The sequence below is a fragment of the Halomonas sp. M4R1S46 genome (assembly GCF_025725685.1).
Lineage (GTDB): Bacteria > Pseudomonadota > Gammaproteobacteria > Pseudomonadales > Halomonadaceae > Halomonas.
This window is the reverse complement of sequence record NZ_CP107008.1, coordinates 22,585-39,702: the sequence shown is the minus strand read 5'-3', so window position 1 is coordinate 39,702 and position 17,118 is coordinate 22,585. Positions and strand designations below refer to the sequence as shown.

Below are 17,118 nucleotides of genomic sequence, written 5' to 3'. Positions count from 1 at the left end.
GGCGGCTTGCCTCCGCTCAGCCCCGAGCGCGCTCGGCGAGGCGATGTTCGACGGCATTCATCAACAGCCCGGCGATATCGGTGTCGCGCTGGTCGTCGATCTCGCGCACGCAGGTCGGGCTGGTGACGTTGATCTCGGTGATGTAGTCGCCGATCACGTCGAGGCCGACGAACATCAGGCCCTTCTCGCGGATCATCGGCTGCACCTGCTCGATCAGCCAGCGGTCGCGGTCGGTCAGCTCGCGGCTGACCCCCTGGCCGCCGGCGGCCAGGTTGCCGCGGGTCTCGCCGGCCATGGGCACCCGGGCCAGGCCGTAGGGCACCGGCTCGCCGTCCACCAGCAGGATGCGGGTGTCGCCGGCCTTGATCTCCGGCAGGTAGCGCTGGGCCATGATCTGCCGCGTGCCCCGCTCGGTGAGGGTCTCGATGATCGCGCCCAGGTTCCGGCCGTCGGGGAGGACGTGGAAGATGCCGCTGCCGCCCATGCCGTCCAGGGGCTTGAGGATGACGTCGCCATGCTCGGCGTGGAAGGTCCGCAGTTCGGTGTCCCGGCAGGACACCAGGGTCGGGGCGCAGCATTGGGGGAACTGCTGGGCGAAGAGCTTCTCGTTGCACTCCAGCAGGGCGCGGGTCGGGTTGACCACCAGCACGCCCTCGCGCTCGGCGAAGCCCAGCAGGTGCACGGCATTCAGGAAGTGGCCGTCCACCGGCGGGTCCTTGCGCATCAGGATGACGTCCAGCTCGGCCAGCGGGCGCGCCGCGGCCTCGCCCAGCGCGAACCAGCGCTCGGGGTCGCGGAACACCTCCAGTGCGCTGAGGCGGGCATGGGCCCGGCCATCGCGCAGGAAGAGATCCTCCTGCTCCATGTAGTACAGCGACCAGCCACGATCCTGGGCGGCCCACAGCATGGCCAGGCTGGAGTCCTTCTTGTAGCTGAGGTCGGCGATGGGATCCATCACCACACCGACCCTGAGGGGGCGTTCGCTCATCGATCTACTCGTCTGCGCCGGGCATGCTCGGCAGGGAATGGAGGCCTGCAGTATGCCGCATGGCCGCAGCGGACTCCAAGGCGATCGGCCCTGCAGGCATCAGCATGGCGAGAAGCGCCGGGGACAGGTCGAAGAGGGGGTCCTACGCCAGGGGTGAGGAGCACGGCTCCGAACGGGCTGGCCATGGATGGCCAGCACCGGACCGGCAAGCGGAGCGGGACGCGAGAGCGCAGCAGGGCGTCGGTAGCGCCCAGGGAGGGGGTCACAGCGCCCCCTCGCAGGCCTGTCGCCGGACAAGCTCCGGTTCGAAGATGGTGCTCAGCCTTGGTCGCCACCGGGAACGAAGCGGATGCCGCCGGCCTCGATGACGATGCGGCGCTGCTTGTAGAGCCGGCCGATGGCCTGCTTGAAGGCGTTCTTGCTGACCCCGAGGCGCGCCTTGATGGCCGCAGCCGGGCTGGCGTCGGAGAGCGGCAGGTAGCCGCCGCTCTCGCGCAGCGCCTTGAGCACCGCCTCGCCCACCACGTCGAGGCGCGCCGGCCCCGGCGGCAGCAGCGACAGGTCCAGCCGGCCGTCGTCGCGCACCCGCTTCACGTGGCCTTCCAGGCGCTGGCCGCGGCGCAGCGGCCGAGTCACGTCGTCACGATAGAGCAGCCCCCAGAAGCGATGGTCGACCACCGCCTTGTAGCCCAGGTCGGTCTGCTCGGCGATGACCAGCTCCACGGCGGCGCCGGCGGCGAGTCCTTCGGCATGATCGGACAGGTAGCGGTCGAGCCGCTGGGTGGCGACCGGCCGGCCACGGTCGTCCTCGCGGATCATCACCAGCACCCGCTTGCCCACCGAGGGCCGGAAGCGCTGCTCGCCGTAGGGCAGCAGCAGGTCTCGGGCGTGCCCCCAGTCGAGGAAGGCGCCGGTGTCGTTGACCGTCACCACCGGCAGGTAGGCCACCTCGCCGATGCCCGCCTTGGGCTCACGGGCGCGGCGCATGGGTTCCCGGCGGGGCGTGCCGGCGCGGCGATCACGGAAATCGGACATGGGGCGGATCCCGGAGAGAGTGTCCCGCCATTATGGGCGCGGGCCCTGGGCGGGAAAAGCGTCGATCACAGGTCGCCGAAGCGATCCTGAAGCAGGGTCAGCGCGACCACCGGGGCGGTCTCGGTGCGCAGGATGCGCGGGCCGAGGGAGAGGGCCGCGAAGCCGGCGGCACCGGCGGCCTCCACCTCGGCCGGGGAGAGGCCGCCCTCGGGGCCGATCAGCAGCGCCGCCGAGGCGGTCGTGGCCTGGCGGTCGAGCGCCCCGGGGGTCCCGGGATGCAGCACCAGGCGCAGGGCCTCCTCGCGTCCGGCCAGCCAGTCGGCGAGGGCCAGGGGCGGGTGCACCGGCGGCAGGGTGGCGCGGCCGCACTGCTCGCAGGCGCTGGCGGCCACCGCCTGCCAGTGGGCGAGCTTCTTGGCCGCGCGGTCGCCCTTGAGGCGCACGTCGCCGTGCTCGGTGTAGAGCGGCGTGATGGCGGCCACCCCCAGCTCCACGGCCTTCTGGATGGCGTAATCCATGCGGTCGCCCTTGGAGACCGCCTGCCCCAGGTGCACCGCCAGCGGCGACTCGCCGCGGCCCTCGTGCAACGCCTCGACCCGGGCCACCACGCGCTTGCGGCCGGCCTCGACCAGCACCGCCTCGGCCTCCACGCCGGCGCCGTCGAACAGCACCAGGGGCGCACCCTCGCCCAGGCGCAGGACCCGCGCGACGTGGCGCGCGGCCCCCTCGGGCAGGACGACGTCGCCGCCGGCGGACAGCGCGGCGGCGACGTAAATACGTGGAGCCTTTATCGCCATGGGCTGAGAGATTCTGCGCTCGTTCGGTTAACGCGATGAGCTTTCCCGGCAACAAGGCTCAGCGAGGGCGCTGTGAACCCATCCTTGGGCGCTACCGACGCCCTGCGGCGCTCTCGCGTCCTGCTCCGCTTGCAGGGCCAGTGCTGGCCACCCATGGCCAGCCCGTTCGGAGGAACCTCCTCACCCCTGGCGTAGGACCCTCGCTCCGCCTTGTCCCCGGCACTCATCTCTCGTAGCTGTCGCTTACTGGGTGGCCTGCTCGCCCTGCTGCTGCTGGGCCTCGCGCTGCTTCTTCTGGGCGTAGATCGCCTCGAAGTTCACCGGCGCCAGCATCAGCGGGGGGAAGCCGCCACGGTTGACCAGGTTGTCGATGCACTCGCGGGCATAGGGGAACAGCACGTTGGGGCAGAAGGCGCCCAGGGTGTGGTCCAGCTGCGCGCCCTCGATGCCGCCGATGCGGAACAGGCCGGCCTGCTCGATCTCGGCCAGGAAGGAGGTGGTGCCTTCCTCGCTGTGGGTCACCTGGGCAGTGACCTTGATCACCACCTCGTACAGCTCCTCGCCGACCTTCTGGTGGGTGGTGTTCAGGTCCAGGCCGACCTTCGGCTTGAACGGCTGCTGGAACACCGCGGGGGAGTTCGGCGCCTCGAAGGAGAGGTCCTTGACGTAGATGCGCTGCAGGGCGAACTGCACCTGGGGCTTGTCCTGCTGGCCGGCGGCCTGGCCGTTGGCGCCGCCGCTCTGGTTGTTGTCTTCCGCCATGGGAAAGGGTCCTTTGGGTCGATGATGAGAAGATGAAAAAGTGCAGGCGGTGGTTACTTCTTGACCACCGGCAGGCTGTCGGCCTGCCACTGGGTCATGCCGCCCCGGAGCTTGAAGACGCGCTCGAAGCCGGCCTTGGTCAGCTTGGCCAGGGCGGCGCCGGAGCTCTGTCCGTGCTTGCAGACCACGATGATCGGCTTGCTCTTGAACTTGTCGAGCTCGCTCATGCGCTCGTCGAGCCGGCTCTGGGGAATGTTGCGGGCGCCGGCGATATGGCCGGCCTTGAAGTCGCCGGACTCGCGGATATCGAGCACCACGGCATCCTCGCGATTGACCAGCTGGGTGGCCTCGCTGGCGGACACGCCGCTGGCGGTGCTGTTGCGGACCTCGTAGAGGATCCAGGCAACCAGCACCAGCAGGAAGGCGCCCACCAGCAGCGGATGGTTCTGCACGAATTCGAACAGCTGATCGATCATGGCTTGGGGTAACTCTTTTTCGGGTGCACGGTGAACGGGGCCGGCGACCGCCGACGGGCGGCCAGTATACATGAAGCCCGCGGCCTTCGCGGACGGCCAAAATGACGCCCGGTGGGACCGTGCGATATGATGCCGCAAGCTGATGCAAGTCGCGACCCCATGACGACCGCCAGGCCGTCGTGCCGTCGCGCCCAACAAGAGGCCCAGACTCCATGACCGACGCTTCGACCCCGACGCCCCGCCCGGTGGCACTGATCATCCTCGATGGCTACGGCTACAACCCCGACGCCGCCGACAACGCGATCCTGGCGGCACGGACCCCGGTGATGGACCGGCTGTGGGAGCAGCAACCCCACGCCCTGGTGCATACCGATGGGCGTTACGTGGGCCTGCCCGACGGCCAGATGGGCAACTCGGAGGTCGGTCACATGAACCTCGGGGCGGGGCGCATCGTCTATCAGGACTTCACCCGCATCACCAAGGCCATCGAGGACGGCGACCTGGAGCGCAACGCGATCCTCACCGACGCCCTCGATGGCGCCGCCACCGCCGACAAGGCCGTGCACCTGATGGGCCTGCTGTCGCCGGGCGGCGTGCACAGCCACGAGGACCATATCCTGGCCATGGCCGAGCTGGCCGCCCGTCGCGGCGCCCGGCGCATCTACGTGCATGGCTTCCTCGACGGCCGCGACACCCCGCCCAAGAGCGCCCTGGCCTCCCTGGAGCGCACCAACGCCCGCCTCGCCGAACTGGTCGGCGAGGGCAACGGCTGCGTGGCCTCGATCATCGGCCGCTACTATGCCATGGACCGCGACAACCGTTGGGACCGGGTGGAGAAGGCCTACCGGCTGATCACCGAAGGCGAGGGCGAGTACACCGCCGTCAGCGCCGAGCAGGGCCTGCAGGAGGCCTATTCCCGGGAGGAGACCGACGAGTTCGTCGGCGCTACCGCCGTGACCGTCGACGGTCGGCCGGTGGCGGTCGAGGACGGCGACGCGGTGCTGTTCATGAACTTCCGTGCCGACCGCGCCCGGGAACTGACCCGCGCCTTCGTCGAGGACGATTTCGCCGGCTTCGAGCGTCGGGCACGGCCGCGGCTCGCCGGCGGCAGCCTGGTGACCATGACCCAGTACGCCGCTGACATCCCCGCGCCGGCCGCCTTCCCGCCGGCCGACCTGCCCAACACCCTGGGCGAGGTGATGGAGCAGCGCGGCCTCACCCAGCTGCGCATCGCCGAGACCGAGAAGTACGCCCACGTGACCTTCTTCTTCTCCGGTGGTCGCGAGGCGGAGTACCGGGGTGAGACCCGCATCCTGGTGCCCTCGCCCCAGGACGTGAAGACCTACGACGAGAAGCCCGAGATGAGCGCCGTGGAGGTCACCGACCGCCTGGTGGAGGCCATCGAGTCCGGCGCCCACGACCTGATCGTGTGCAACTACGCCAACGGCGACATGGTCGGCCATACCGGTGACTTCGCTGCCGCCGTGGCGGCCATCGAGGCCGTGGACGCCTGCGTCGGCCGCGTCGTCGAGGCCATCGAGAAGGTGGGCGGCGCCTGCCTGATCACCGCCGACCACGGCAACGCCGAACAGATGGTCCATCCCGAGACCGGTGCCGCCCAGACCGCCCACACCACCTTCGACGTGCCGCTGATCTATGTCGGGCCCCGCCCCGTCCGACTGCACGACGACGGCCGGCTGTGCGATCTCGCCCCCACCCTGCTGACCCTGATGAACCAGCCGGTCCCCGAGGAGATGACGGGCCGGGTGCTGATCGACGACGCGTGAGGGCGGTGTCGCGCCCACCCACCGGGGCCGCCCGATGGCTGCCCCTGTTACTGTGGCTGGGCCTGGCCCCGGCCCTGGCCGCACCGACCGGGGAGCAGGAGGCCCGGGCGCGGCTCGATGCCATCGGCGAGCGCATCCAGGCGGTGACGGAGGAGCTGTCCGCCACCGGCCGGGCCCGCGACGCGGCCAGCGAGGCGCTGCGCGAGGTCGAGACCGCCCTGGCCGAGACCCATCGTCGGCTGGATGTGCTGCAGGCCGAGCGGCGGAGTCTCACCCGGGAGGTCGCGGACCTGGAGGCGCGCCGCGAGGCGCTCCAGGCGGAGCACGACGACCAGCTGGCCGCCCTCGGCGACCAGCTCGACGCCCTCTATCGCCTGGGCCTCACCCCCCAGCTCAAGCTGCTGCTCAACCAGGACGACCCGGCCCGGCTGGACCGCCTGCAGACCTACCTCAACCATCTCGCCGAGGCCCGCCATGCGCGGCTCGACGAGATCGCCCGGCTGGAGGCGGCACTGGCCGACAACCGCCGGACCCTGGACGCCCGCGGCGAGCGGCTCGAGACCCTGGCCAGAGAGCTGGAGCGGCGCAGCGCCGAACTGGCCTCGCGCATGGACGAGCGCGAGGCCCTGGTGGCCGAGCTCGACCAGCGCTACGCCTCCGAGGAGGCGCGCCTGACGGCGCTCGACCAGGACCGGGCCCACGCCGAGCGCGTGCTGCGCCGGGTGCAGGAGCGCCTGGCAAGGCTGCAGCAACCGCCGCCGTCGACGGCCATCGCCACCACCCGGGGCGAGCTGCCCTGGCCGGTGCAGGGCGAGGTGGTGTCCGGCTTCGGCGGGGGCCGCGGCGTGCATCGCAACGGCCTGCTGATCCGTGCCGCCGAGGGCGCGCCGGTGGAGGCGGTGCACGCCGGCCGGGTGGTGTTCGCCGACTGGATGCGCGGCTTCGGCAACCTGCTGATCATCGACCACGGCGACCGGGTCATGACCCTGCATGCCCATCTCCAGCACTTCGCCGTCCAGGTGGGTCAGGCGGTGTCCCGGGGCGACGCCCTGGGCGCGGTGGGGGCCTCGGGTGGCCAGTCCGCCCCCGGCCTCTACTTCGAGGTACGCCGCAACGGGGAGCCCATCGATCCCAGCGGCTGGGTCGCCCGGCGCTAGGCGCCTGTCGGATGTGACCGATCGTCGCGAGACGCTCGGGTTTCGCGACGAGCGTATCGAGCCGATGAGGCGACTCGCCCGCTATGTAACGAACCAGGCTCCCGGGCCCGCTATTCCATTGCCGGGCGCGGCCACGCTATGCTGGACGCCCCCATACCGGAACTGCGAGAGCCTGCATGCCCTTACGTCCCGCCGGCCTGACCGCCCCGCTGCGGCGCCTGAGTTCGGCGCTGGTCCCCGTCGTCGCCCTGCTGTCCCTGTCTCTTCCCGCCGTCGCGGCTGCCGAGGAGGATCTCCCGGTGGCCGAGATCCAGTCCTTCGCCGAGGTCTTCGAGCGCATCAAGCGGGCCTATGTGGAGGAGGTCGACGATGCGACCCTGCTGCGCAACGCCACCCGCGGCATGCTCAGCGAGCTGGACCCCCATTCCACCTACCTGGATGCGGAGGCCTACCAGAGCCTGCGCGAGTCCACCGAGGGCGAGTTCGGCGGCGTGGGCATCGAGGTGGGCAAGCGTGACGGCCAACTGACCGTGATCACCCCCATCGACGACACCCCGGCCTCCCGGGCCGGCCTCCAGGCCCAGGACATGATCCTGCGCATCGACGACACCCCCACCGAGGGGCTGTCGCTGCAGGAGGCCGTGGAGCTGATGCGCGGCGAGCCGGGCACCACCATCCGCATGACCATCATGCGCCAGGGCGAGGACGCGCCCCGCAGCGTCGAGATCGAGCGCGAGATCATCCGTACCCAGAGCGTGCGCCATGAGCGGCTGGCGCCCGGCTACGGCTACCTGCGCATCAGCCAGTTCCAGTCCCGCACCGGGGGGCAGGTCATCGAGGCCCTCGAGGCGCTGACCGCGGACGGCCCGCTGGAGGGCCTGGTGCTGGACCTGCGCAACAACCCCGGCGGCGTGCTCCAGGCCGCCGTGGACGTGGCCGATACCTTCCTCGACAGCGGCCTGATCGTCTACACCGAGGGGCGCCTGGCGGACAGCGCGATGCGTTTCTCCGCCGGTCGCCAGACCGCCGCGCCCGCGGTGCCGCTGGTGGTGCTGATCAATGGCGGCAGCGCCTCGGCGGCGGAGATCGTCGCCGGCGCCCTCCAGGACCAGCGGCGGGGCGTGGTGATGGGCACCGAGAGCTTCGGCAAGGGCTCGGTGCAGCAGATCATGCCGCTGGGGGACGGCGAGGCCCTGAAGCTGACCACCGCCCTCTACTTCACGCCCAACGGCCGCTCGATCCAGGCCCAGGGTATCGTCCCGGACGTGGAGGTGGTCCGCGGCCGCCTGGAGCTCGCCGAGGGCAACGGCATGCGCGTGCGCGAGGCCGATCTCGAGGGCCACCTGGCCGGCGAGCGGGAAGGCTCCGAGGCGGACGCGACCAGCGACCGCCTGCGCGACGATTACCAGCTCGGCGAGGCCCTCAACCTGCTCAAGGCGCTGAACGTGCTGAGCCAGCGGGATGTCCCGGTGACCGAGGCCCCCGAGCCGGCCGAGTGACGAGGCGCCCGTCGGCCGAGGGCCGCATTCGCCACGAGTCGTCGGCTGCGCTCGCAGGCTCGCTTACCCGACCTCCGACTAGCGGCAGGAGGCCGGCAGGCGACCACGGCGACCGGTGGCCTGCTGCATCAGCAGTCGCTTGAGCGGGGCCAGCCGATCGACCCCGACGAGGCCCAGGTTGCGGGCCAGGGTCAGCGCCGGGTGGCGAGTGCCGAACAGCAGCCGGAAGCCATCCATCAGCTTGAGCATGGCGGCGTTGTCGCCGCGCCGCCGCCGGGCATAGCGGGCCAGCCAGGCCTCGCAGCCGGGGGCCACGCCCCGTCGGCGGCCCTCGAGTAGTTCCTCGGCCAGCACCGCGACATCCATCAGCCCCAGGTTGACCCCCTGGCCGGCCAGGGGGTGGATGCTGTGGGCGGCATCTCCCACCAGCGCCAGCCCCGGCAGCACATAGCGCCGGGCATGCCGCTGGGTCAGCGGCACGGCCTGGGCGCGGTCGATCACCGTCACCACCCCGAGCCGTCCCTCGATCGCCGTCTCCAGTGCCTGGCCCAGGGCCTCGGCGGAGAGGTCGGTCAGCCGCATGGCCTCCTCGGGGGAGGTCGACCAGACGATGGAGCAGTAGCCGGCATCGTCGTCCAGGGTCAGTGGCAGGAAGGCCAGCGGCCCCTCGGCCAGGAAGGCCTGGCGGGCCACGCCGCCATGGGCACGGGCGGTACGCACCGTGGTGACCACCGCCGCGTGGCCGGTGTCATGGGCCTCGACCTCGATGCCGGCCAGCTCGCGCAGCGGCGAACGGGCCCCGTCGGCGGCCACCACCAGCGGCGCGGCCAGCCGCTCGCCCCCGGCCAGCACCACCTCTCGCCCGCGGTCCGTGGCCTCCAGGCCGGTCACCCGGGCCCCGAAACGCCGCCGCACCGTCGGCAGTGCGGCCAGGCGAGCCTCCAGGGCCGCCACCACCACGTCGTTCTCGACGATATGGCCCAGCACCGGCAGCCCCGCCTGGTCGGCGGAGAAGTTCACCTCGCCGGTGCCCTCGGCGTCCCACACCTGCATGTGGCGATAGGGGGTGACGCGGCGCGCACGCATCCACGACCAGGCACCCAGCCCGTCGAGCAGCCGCTGGGACACCGGGGTCAGGGCGCTGACCCGCAGGCCGGGCTGGCCGCGCCCCGCCGCGGCGGCATCGAGGGGCCCCTCCCGGGCGTCCAGCAGGGTCACCGGCACGCCCGCCTGGCCGAGCAGGCAGGCCAGGGTCGCGCCGACCATCCCGCCGCCGACGATGATCACCTCGCCCGCTAGCGCGGGAACGTCTTCCTGTCGCGGTGTGCTCATCGTTCCACCCCCATGGCCCGCCGGGCCAGGGTCCGACGCAGCGGCCCCACCAGATTGAGCCCCACCAGGCCCGCGGCACGCGCATGGGACAGCACGGGGCTGTCGAGCCCGAACAGCCGCACCAGGCCATCGCTGAAGCGGATGACGCCGTGGCGATCGCCGGCACGTCGGGCCTCGAAGTCCGCCAGGGTCGCCGGGCTGCCCGGCGCCTCGCCCCGGGTCGCGCCGGCCTCGATGGCCGCCACCAGGTCCATGACCCCGCGCAGCGCCAGGTTGAAGCCCTGGCCGGCCACCGGGTGCAGCGCGTGGGCGGCGTTGCCCAGCATCGCCAGCCCCGGCCGGGTCGTCTCCCGGGCGGTGACCAGCGAGAGCGGATAGGCGTGCCGGCGGCCCACCCGGCGAAAGCGGCCGGCCCGGTCACCGAAGGCCGCCTGCAGCTGGGCCAGGAAGTCGCCGTCCTCCAGCGCCAGCCGGGGCCGCTCGCGGCCGGCTGCGTGGGTCCAGACCAGTTCCATGGCCTGTCCCTTGAGCGGCAGCAGGGCGATGGGGCCGGCCGTGGTGAAGCGCTCGTAGGCCATGCCGTCATGGGGACGGTCGACCTCCACGCTGGCGATCAGCGCGACCTGGTCGTAGGGACGCTCCCGGCTCTCGATGCCGAGCCGCTCCTTGAGCCCCGACCGGCCCCCGTCGGCGAGCACCGTCAGGCCGGCCTCGAGCCAGGCGCCGTCGGACAGGCCCAGCCGATGGCCACCGGCCACCGGCTGGATCGCCTCGACCCGGGCCGGGCAATGCCAGGCGAGGGGCAGCTCGCCGAGCCGGCGGTGCAGCACGCGCCCCAGCCAGGCATTGGGAACCACCTGGCCGAGCGCCTCGCCACCCAGTTCCTCGGCGCGCAGGCGGGTTGCCCCGAGTCGGCCCTGCTCGCTGACATGGATGCAGCGGATGGGCGCGGCTTGCTCCGCCATCGCCGGCCACAGCGCCAGCTCGGCGAAGTGGCGCACCGAGCCCTGGGCGATGGCACTGGCGCGGGCATCGAAGCTCGGCTGCCAGGGGGCGTCCAGCTCCGCCGGCAGGGGAGCGGCCTCGATCACCGCCACCGTCAGGCCCAGCCGCCGGATCAGCGGCGCCAGGGCACAGCCCAGGCTGGCCCCGACCAGCCCGCCGCCGATGATGGCGATATCCACGCGACGCGGGGCCTTGCCTCCGGCCGACTCGCTCATGCGACACCCTCCATTATTCCGTAACGTACATTACATAAAGACAACTGACCGATCGATCAGCCGGTCATTCTTTCGCCATCAGGGCTTCGATATCGGCCACCCGCTTGGGGGCCGAGGCGGTGAGCACCTCATGCCCGTCGGGCGTCACCGCCACGTCGTCCTCGATGCGGATGCCGAGGCCCCGGAAGGGCTCGGGCAGGTCCTCGTCCTCGGGCACGTAGAGCCCCGGCTCGATGGTCAGCACCATGCCCGGCACCAGGGGACGGGGCTCGCCGTCCAGGTGGTAGCTGCCCACGTCGTGGACATCGAGCCCCAGCCAGTGGGAGGTGGCGTGAGGGAAGAAGCGGCGGCAGGCATCGGCCTCGAGGCAGGCCTCCAGCTCGCCCTCCAGCAGCCCCAGGCGCAGCAGCCCCGCCGTGAGCTCCCGCACCACCCCGCGATGGATGCCGACCAGTGTGGCGCCCGGGCGCACGGCCGCGATGGCTCGCTCCTGGGCCTCCAGCACCACCTCGTAGAGGGCGCGCTGGGCCGCGTCGAAGCGTCCGTCGACCGGGAAGGTGCGGGTCACATCGCCGGCATAGAGATCGAACTCGGCGCCGGCATCGATCAGCACCAGCTCCCCGCCCCGCAGGGGCTCGCGATTCTCGATGTAGTGCAGCACACGGGCATTGGCGCCGCCAGCGACGATGCTGGCATAGGCCGGGCCGCTGCCGCCCTGCCAGCGGAACTCGTGCTCGAGGTCGGCCTGCAGCTGGTACTCGGCGCGGCCGGCGCGGGCCGCGCCCATGGCGCGACGGTGGGCGAGGCCGGTGATCTCGCCGGCATGGCGCATCAGCGCCAGTTCGGCGGCGCTCTTGACCAGGCGCAGCTCGTGAATGGGCCCGGCGATGTCGGCGAAGGACAGCGGAGCCCGCGCCCCGCGACGCGCCCCGGCCAGCAGGCTGCCGCGAATTCGCTCGGCGAGGCGCAGGGCCTTGCCGTCGCCCAGCGGCAGGTAGAGGGTGGTGCGACCGTCCAGCAACTCGGTGAGGCGCGCGTCGCGTTCGGCGTTCTCGAAGGCCTGGTCGATGCCGTGGTGGCACTCGGCCCCCCGGGCGCCGAGACGCCGGCCGGTCCAGGTCTCCATCTCGGGATCCCGATCCTGGCAGAACAGCACGCTCTCGCCGGCTTCCCGGCCAGGCAAAAGCAGCAGCAGGGCGTCGGGCTCGGGAAAGCCGGTCAGGTAGTGGAAGTCGCTGTCCTGGCGGAAGGCGAATTCGCTGTCCCGGGAACGGGTCACCAGCGAGGCCCCCGGCAGCAGTACGGCGGCCTCCGGCGGCAGCTGGGCCATCAGGCGGCAACGGCGCTCACGGAACTCCTCGAGGCCGATGGGGGCGGGACGGGGCAGGGGATCGGCGGACATGGCGGCTCCTCGATGGGGATGGACGGCGGCAGGGCGGGGCGGCACGGGCCTCAGTGCTGGGGGCCGGGGTCGTCCGCCTGCTCCACCTGGGGCTGGCCGGGGTGCTGCTCGGTGTAGAGCAGCATGGCCGCCATGCGTGCGTGCTCGGTCAGGGCGAAGAGGTCGTTCTCGTTCTCGGCGCTGTCGTCGATATCGGTGTCGATCGCGGAGAGCCCCTGGAGATCGTCGATGGCCTCCCGCAGCGATTCGGACCACCCCTGGCGCGTGGCCTCGCCGGCATCCTGGAGCACCTCGAGGAAGCCCTGGGTCCATTCCTTGAGGCCCTGGGCCCGCTCGGCCAGCGAGAACAGCTCGTCCGGCAGCAGCGGCTCGAAGTTGAGCTCGCTGCCGGCCAGCGCCTCCAGGGTCTGGCGCCGCCAGCCCAGCAGGCGCTCGGCGGCGGCCTCGTCCCGCGGCTGTTCGACCCCCAGGCTGAGGCAGACCGCCTCCAGCCAGGCTTCGGCGCTGAGGTCGTGCAGCGCCAGGGAGGCGCACAGGCGACCATCGAGGAAGGCCGGCGACTGCATGCTGCCATGCAGCAGGAAGGTGTCGGCGATATCGGAGAAATCCTGGCGTTCGTTGATCAGTGACATGGAACCGTCCGTGCTGGAGCCGCGCGGCGCGTTGACCGCCTGCAAACGGCTCTCTTATAGTGGCTTGATATTCGTGATGCCCACGATGTTAACGCATCGGGGCCCCATGGCGCGCACCTGCAATGGCGCGTGCCGCGGCCCCCGCCGGAGACCCCATGACCGACGCCTCGCGGCCCACCACCGAGATCAGCCTGCTGGAACGCCAGTACGTCATCGCCTGTCCCCCCGAGGAGCAGGACAAGCTGGAGCGCGCCGCCCGCTACCTGGATCGCGCCATGCAGGGCATCCATGCCCAGGGCAAGGTGGTCGATCGGGAGAAGATCGCCATCATGGCCGCCCTGAACATCACCCACGAGCTCCTCGAGGCCCTGGACGAGCGCCGCGCCGGCGAGCACAGCCTGAGCGAGCTCAGCCAGCGCCTGGAGCGCGCCCTGGCCGACGCCCCCGGTCGCTGAGGATTCTTCACTTTGGCCCGGCCGGCGGCTCTGCTAGGATGGAGACGTTCCCTGGGGTGTGCGCCAGTCGTTATAGTCCCTCGAGCCTATGAGCAATACCCAGGGGGCCAAATGCTAGCCGAGCCCGTGTGCATGTCCGTGCGACGGAAAGCCTGACGGTTCGGCTGCGGCCACCCACCTTGAACCACTGGGTTCAAGGGCCAGAACGACAGCGGCACTCTGGGGAACCTCATCCGACATGACCGACATGCAGGATATCGCCGCACCCGTGACACGAGACGACGCCCGCCGCCGCCTGCGCCGCGACCTCAGGCATCGTCGCCGTGCCCTGAGCGCCAGGCAGCAACGCGAGGCCGCCACCCGGCTATGCCAGCGCCTGCGCCGGCTGCCGGAAGTCCGTCACGCCAAACGCGTGGCCCTCTACCTGCCCAACGACGGCGAGATCGACCCCACCCCGCTGATGCGCTGGCTGCACGCCCGCAACGCCCGCGTCTACCTGCCGGTGCTCCGGCCGCTCACCCATAATTCCCTGTGGTTCGTCCACTACCATCGCGGCACGCCCATGGTGACCAACCGCTTCGGCATCCCCGAGCCCTGCACCCGCCATGGCGCCCACCGGGCACGCCGCCGGGCGCCCTGGACCCTCGACCTGATCCTGTTGCCGCTGGTGGGCTTCGACGACCACGGCCAGCGCATCGGCATGGGCGGGGGCTTCTACGACCGCACCCTGGCCTTCACCCGCCGCCCGGGCCCCCGCCCGAGGCTGATCGGCCTGGCCCACGACTGCCAGCGCGTCGCACGGCTGCCCGTGGCGCCCTGGGACGTGCCGCTGGACGCCATCGTCAGCGATACCCGTATCCTGCGGCCCTGAGGCGGCGACCACGCCCGGTAACGCAAAAGGCGGCCGATGCAGGGCATCGGCCGCCTTTTGCCATCCAGGCCCGGGACTCAGTTGCCGGCCAGCGCCTGGGCATAACCGGTCGCCACCACCCCGATCCCGAAGATCAACACCAGCGTCATGACAAGATCGGGCTTGCGCTTCATCCCTCGACTCCCTTCGGCCACCATCATGTTCGGGTCGCAATCAGGCGACAGCCTCGTCGCCTGTCGACGACGGAAGCCTAGCGAAAGGTCCCGGACATGACAACTATCATGCTCAACGCATGAGAAAAATCATGCCAGGGATGATCCGCCATCCGGGGTATGTCAGCGCTCACCCCGGCTCGCCTCAGGCCATGAACAGGCGATAGGCGGGATTGTCGGATTCCTTCCAGTAGCGATAGCCGATGTCGTCGAAGTATTCCTCGACATGGGTGCGGTCGCCGTTGGGCACCTGCATGCCCACCAGCACCCGCCCATAGGCCGCCCCATGGTTGCGGTAGTGGAACAACGAGATGTTCCAGTCCTGGGGCAGGTGGGTGAGGAAGTTCATCAGCGCACCGGGACGCTCGGGGAACTCGAAGCGATAGACCTCCTCGTCGAAACGCTCCTTCGGCCGTCCGCCCCCCAGGTGGCGGATATGCAGCTTGGCCAGCTCGTTGTCGGTGAGGTCCTCCACCGGGTAGCCGGCCTCGCGCAGCTTGTCGATCACCGCCTGGCGATCCTCCCCGCCGGGCTTGACCTGGACGCCGACGAAGATGTGCGCCTGCGCGGGATCGGCATAGCGATAGTTGAACTCGGTGACCATGCGCTTGCCGATGGTGCGGCAGAACTTCTTGAAGCTGCCCGGCTTCTCGGGGATGGTCACCGCCAGGATCGCCTCGCGCTGCTCGCCGAGTTCGGTGCGTTCGGCGATGTGCTGCAGGCGATCGAAGTTGGTGTTGGCCCCGGAGTTGATGCAGACCAGGGTCTCGCCCGACACGCCGGTCCGCTGGATGTACTTCTTGAGGCCGGCCAGCGACAGGGCGCCGGAGGTCTCGGAGACCGCCCGGGTCTCCTCGAAGATGTCCTTGACCGCCGCGCACATCTCGTCGGTGTTGACGGTAATGACGTCATCCACCAGGTCCCGCATCACCGCGAAGGGCGCCTCACCGATCTGGGCCACGGCGACGCCCTCGGCGAAGACCCCGACCTGGTCGAGGATCACCCGCTCGCCGCTGTCCAGGGCCGCCTTGAGGCAGGCGCTGTCCTCCGACTCCACGCCGATCACCTTGATCTCGGGGCGCAGGTACTTGACGTAGGCGGCCACGCCGGCGATCAGGCCGCCGCCGCCCACCGGCACGAAGATGGCATCCAGGCGGCCGGCGTGCTGGCGCAGGATCTCCACGGCGATGGTGCCTTGCCCGGCGATGACGTCGATATCGTCGAAGGGCGGGATATAGGTATAGCCGTGCTCGGCGATCAGCTCCTGGGCATGGGCGGCGGCCTCGGCGAAGGCATCGCCCTTGAGCACCACCTTGGCGCCCCGGGCGCGCACGGCGGCCACCTTGATCTCGGGGGTGATGCGCGGCATGACGATCACCGCCTTGACGCCCATCAGCTTGGCGGCCATGGCCAGGCCCTGGGCATGGTTGCCCGCCGAGGCGGCGATCACGCCCTTGGCCTTCTGCTCGTCGGTGAGCTGGGCCATCTTGTTGTAGGCGCCGCGAATCTTGAAGGAGTGGACCGGCTGCAGGTCCTCGCGCTTGATCAGGATCTGGTTGTTGAATCGGCGAGAGAGGAAGGGGGCCGGGGAGATCGGCGTTTCCCGGGCGGCCTCATAGACCCGGGCCTGGAGAATCTTCTTGACGGTGGCTTCGAGCATCCTGATATCCCAATGGGGTGACGCGAGAGGGCCGCTGACGCGGCATGAAGGGAACCCCTATTGGTAGCATTCCGGCCACCGTGGCGTCCAGCACGCGGCCGCGCCATGCCCTATAATGGCGCGGCATTCGCCACCCACCAACAGCGAGCAGGACATGACCCAGGACGAACTCAAGGACGCCGTGGCGGCCGCTGCCCTCGACGAGATCCGCCCCCTCCTCGGACGCGATGTCGTCATCGGCGTCGGCACCGGCTCCACCGCCAACCGCTTCATCGACCGGCTGGCCACCCTGCGCGGTGACTTCCGCGGCGCCGTGGCCAGCTCCGAGGCCAGTGCCGAGCGCCTGCGTGGCCATGGCATCGACGTCTTCGAGCTCAACGAGACCGGCACCCTGCCCGTCTATGTCGACGGCGCCGACGAAGTGAACGCTCACTTGCAGATGATCAAGGGCGGCGGCGCGGCCCTCACCCGGGAGAAGGTCGTCGCCGCCTGCGCCGAGCGCTTCGTGTGCATCGCCGATGCCTCCAAGCTGGTCGAGCGGCTGGGCGATTTCCCGCTGCCGGTGGAGGTGATCCCCATGGCGCGCTCCTACGTCGCCCGGGAACTGGTCAAGCTGGGTGCCGACCCGGTCTACCGCCAGGGCGTGATCACCGACAACGGCAACCGGATCCTCGACTGCTTTGAATTCATGATCGACGACCCGGTGGCCATGGAGGCCCGCCTCAACGCCATCGCCGGGGTGGTGACCAACGGCCTGTTCGCCGCCCGTGGCGCCGACGTGCTGCTGCTCGGTACCGACCAGGGCGTCGAGCGCCGCATGCCGCAGTAAGCGT

The 17,118-nt window shown here is 70.8% G+C and carries 16 protein-coding genes and 1 other RNA gene; 7 read left to right on the top strand and 10 right to left on the bottom strand.

Features of this window, described 5'->3' with window-relative positions; genetic code table 11:
* Window positions 1-16: 16 nt before the first annotated feature.
* The 5 genes from gshB to OCT48_RS00150 all read right to left on the bottom strand — a co-directional run bounded on the left by gshB (window position 17) and on the right by OCT48_RS00150 (window position 4,058).
* Window positions 17-988, bottom strand: coding sequence for a glutathione synthase (gshB, locus tag OCT48_RS00170; RefSeq protein WP_263590799.1), 972 nt, complete (start codon window positions 986-988; stop codon window positions 17-19).
* Between the two features lie 318 nt (window positions 989-1,306).
* Window positions 1,307-1,975, bottom strand: coding sequence for a S1 RNA-binding domain-containing protein (locus OCT48_RS00165; RefSeq protein WP_263592547.1), 669 nt, complete (start codon window positions 1,973-1,975; stop codon window positions 1,307-1,309).
* A gap of 113 nt (window positions 1,976-2,088) precedes the next feature.
* Window positions 2,089-2,820 carry a 16S rRNA (uracil(1498)-N(3))-methyltransferase gene (locus tag OCT48_RS00160; protein WP_263590798.1) on the bottom strand — a complete coding sequence of 244 codons (732 nt, stop codon included), beginning with the start codon at window positions 2,818-2,820 and terminating at the stop codon, window positions 2,089-2,091.
* 243 nt (window positions 2,821-3,063) lie between these two features.
* Complete coding sequence (secB, locus tag OCT48_RS00155) at window positions 3,064-3,582, bottom strand: protein-export chaperone SecB (protein ID WP_263590797.1); 519 nt, start codon at window positions 3,580-3,582, stop codon at window positions 3,064-3,066.
* A 53-nt stretch (window positions 3,583-3,635) separates the two neighbouring features.
* Window positions 3,636-4,058, bottom strand: coding sequence for a rhodanese-like domain-containing protein (locus OCT48_RS00150; RefSeq protein WP_263590796.1), 423 nt, complete (start codon window positions 4,056-4,058; stop codon window positions 3,636-3,638).
* A 212-nt stretch (window positions 4,059-4,270) separates the two neighbouring features.
* Here OCT48_RS00150 and gpmI point away from each other — a divergent pair, with 212 nt between their 5' ends.
* The 3 genes from gpmI to OCT48_RS00135 all read left to right on the top strand — a co-directional run bounded on the left by gpmI (window position 4,271) and on the right by OCT48_RS00135 (window position 8,501).
* On the top strand, window positions 4,271-5,845 hold the full coding sequence (gene gpmI / locus OCT48_RS00145; RefSeq protein WP_263590795.1) for a 2,3-bisphosphoglycerate-independent phosphoglycerate mutase: 1,575 nt from the start codon (window positions 4,271-4,273) through the stop codon (window positions 5,843-5,845).
* A 5-nt stretch (window positions 5,846-5,850) separates the two neighbouring features.
* A complete protein-coding gene (locus OCT48_RS00140; protein WP_318152537.1) occupies window positions 5,851-7,002 on the top strand; it encodes a murein hydrolase activator EnvC family protein in 1,152 nt (383 codons plus the stop codon).
* 176 nt (window positions 7,003-7,178) lie between these two features.
* Window positions 7,179-8,501, top strand: a complete 1,323-nt coding sequence (locus OCT48_RS00135) for a S41 family peptidase (RefSeq protein WP_263590793.1) — start codon at window positions 7,179-7,181, stop codon at window positions 8,499-8,501.
* 78 nt (window positions 8,502-8,579) lie between these two features.
* On the opposite strand, the gene OCT48_RS00130 is transcribed toward OCT48_RS00135, so the two are convergent.
* The 4 genes from OCT48_RS00130 to OCT48_RS00115 form a co-directional block, all read right to left on the bottom strand.
* Window positions 8,580-9,833: a UbiH/UbiF/VisC/COQ6 family ubiquinone biosynthesis hydroxylase gene (locus OCT48_RS00130; RefSeq protein ID WP_263590792.1), complete on the bottom strand. Its 1,254-nt coding sequence runs from the start codon at window positions 9,831-9,833 to the stop codon at window positions 8,580-8,582.
* Window positions 9,830-11,053, bottom strand: coding sequence for a 2-octaprenyl-6-methoxyphenyl hydroxylase (gene ubiH / locus OCT48_RS00125; protein WP_263590791.1), 1,224 nt, complete (start codon window positions 11,051-11,053; stop codon window positions 9,830-9,832). The genes OCT48_RS00130 and ubiH overlap by 4 nt, the downstream gene beginning before the upstream one ends.
* A 64-nt stretch (window positions 11,054-11,117) precedes the next feature.
* Entirely contained in the window at window positions 11,118-12,455 is a 1,338-nt protein-coding gene (locus tag OCT48_RS00120) for an aminopeptidase P N-terminal domain-containing protein (protein WP_263590790.1), read from the bottom strand.
* Window positions 12,456-12,505: 50 nt separating this feature from the next.
* Complete coding sequence (locus tag OCT48_RS00115) at window positions 12,506-13,087, bottom strand: UPF0149 family protein (RefSeq protein WP_263590789.1); 582 nt, start codon at window positions 13,085-13,087, stop codon at window positions 12,506-12,508.
* Window positions 13,088-13,242: 155 nt separating this feature from the next.
* On the opposite strand from OCT48_RS00115, the gene OCT48_RS00110 reads away from it, so the two are divergent.
* From OCT48_RS00110 to OCT48_RS00100, 3 genes are all read left to right on the top strand, one after another.
* Window positions 13,243-13,542, top strand: a complete 300-nt coding sequence (locus tag OCT48_RS00110; protein ID WP_263590788.1) for a cell division protein ZapA — start codon at window positions 13,243-13,245, stop codon at window positions 13,540-13,542.
* Between the two features lie 45 nt (window positions 13,543-13,587).
* Window positions 13,588-13,772: non-coding RNA, 6S RNA (ssrS, locus tag OCT48_RS00105), on the top strand.
* An 8-nt stretch (window positions 13,773-13,780) separates the two neighbouring features.
* The gene (locus OCT48_RS00100; protein ID WP_263590787.1) at window positions 13,781-14,413 is read left to right on the top strand and encodes a 5-formyltetrahydrofolate cyclo-ligase; all 633 of its coding nucleotides are present in this window, start codon (window positions 13,781-13,783) and stop codon (window positions 14,411-14,413) included.
* Between the two features lie 357 nt (window positions 14,414-14,770).
* Here the strand turns inward: OCT48_RS00100 and ilvA are convergent, their stop codons facing one another.
* A complete protein-coding gene (gene ilvA, locus OCT48_RS00095) occupies window positions 14,771-16,285 on the bottom strand; it encodes a threonine ammonia-lyase, biosynthetic (RefSeq protein ID WP_263590786.1) in 1,515 nt (504 codons plus the stop codon).
* A gap of 154 nt (window positions 16,286-16,439) precedes the next feature.
* Here ilvA and rpiA point away from each other — a divergent pair, with 154 nt between their 5' ends.
* Window positions 16,440-17,114, top strand: coding sequence for a ribose-5-phosphate isomerase RpiA (gene rpiA, locus OCT48_RS00090; RefSeq protein ID WP_263590785.1), 675 nt, complete (start codon window positions 16,440-16,442; stop codon window positions 17,112-17,114).
* Window positions 17,115-17,118: the final 4 nt, after the last annotated feature.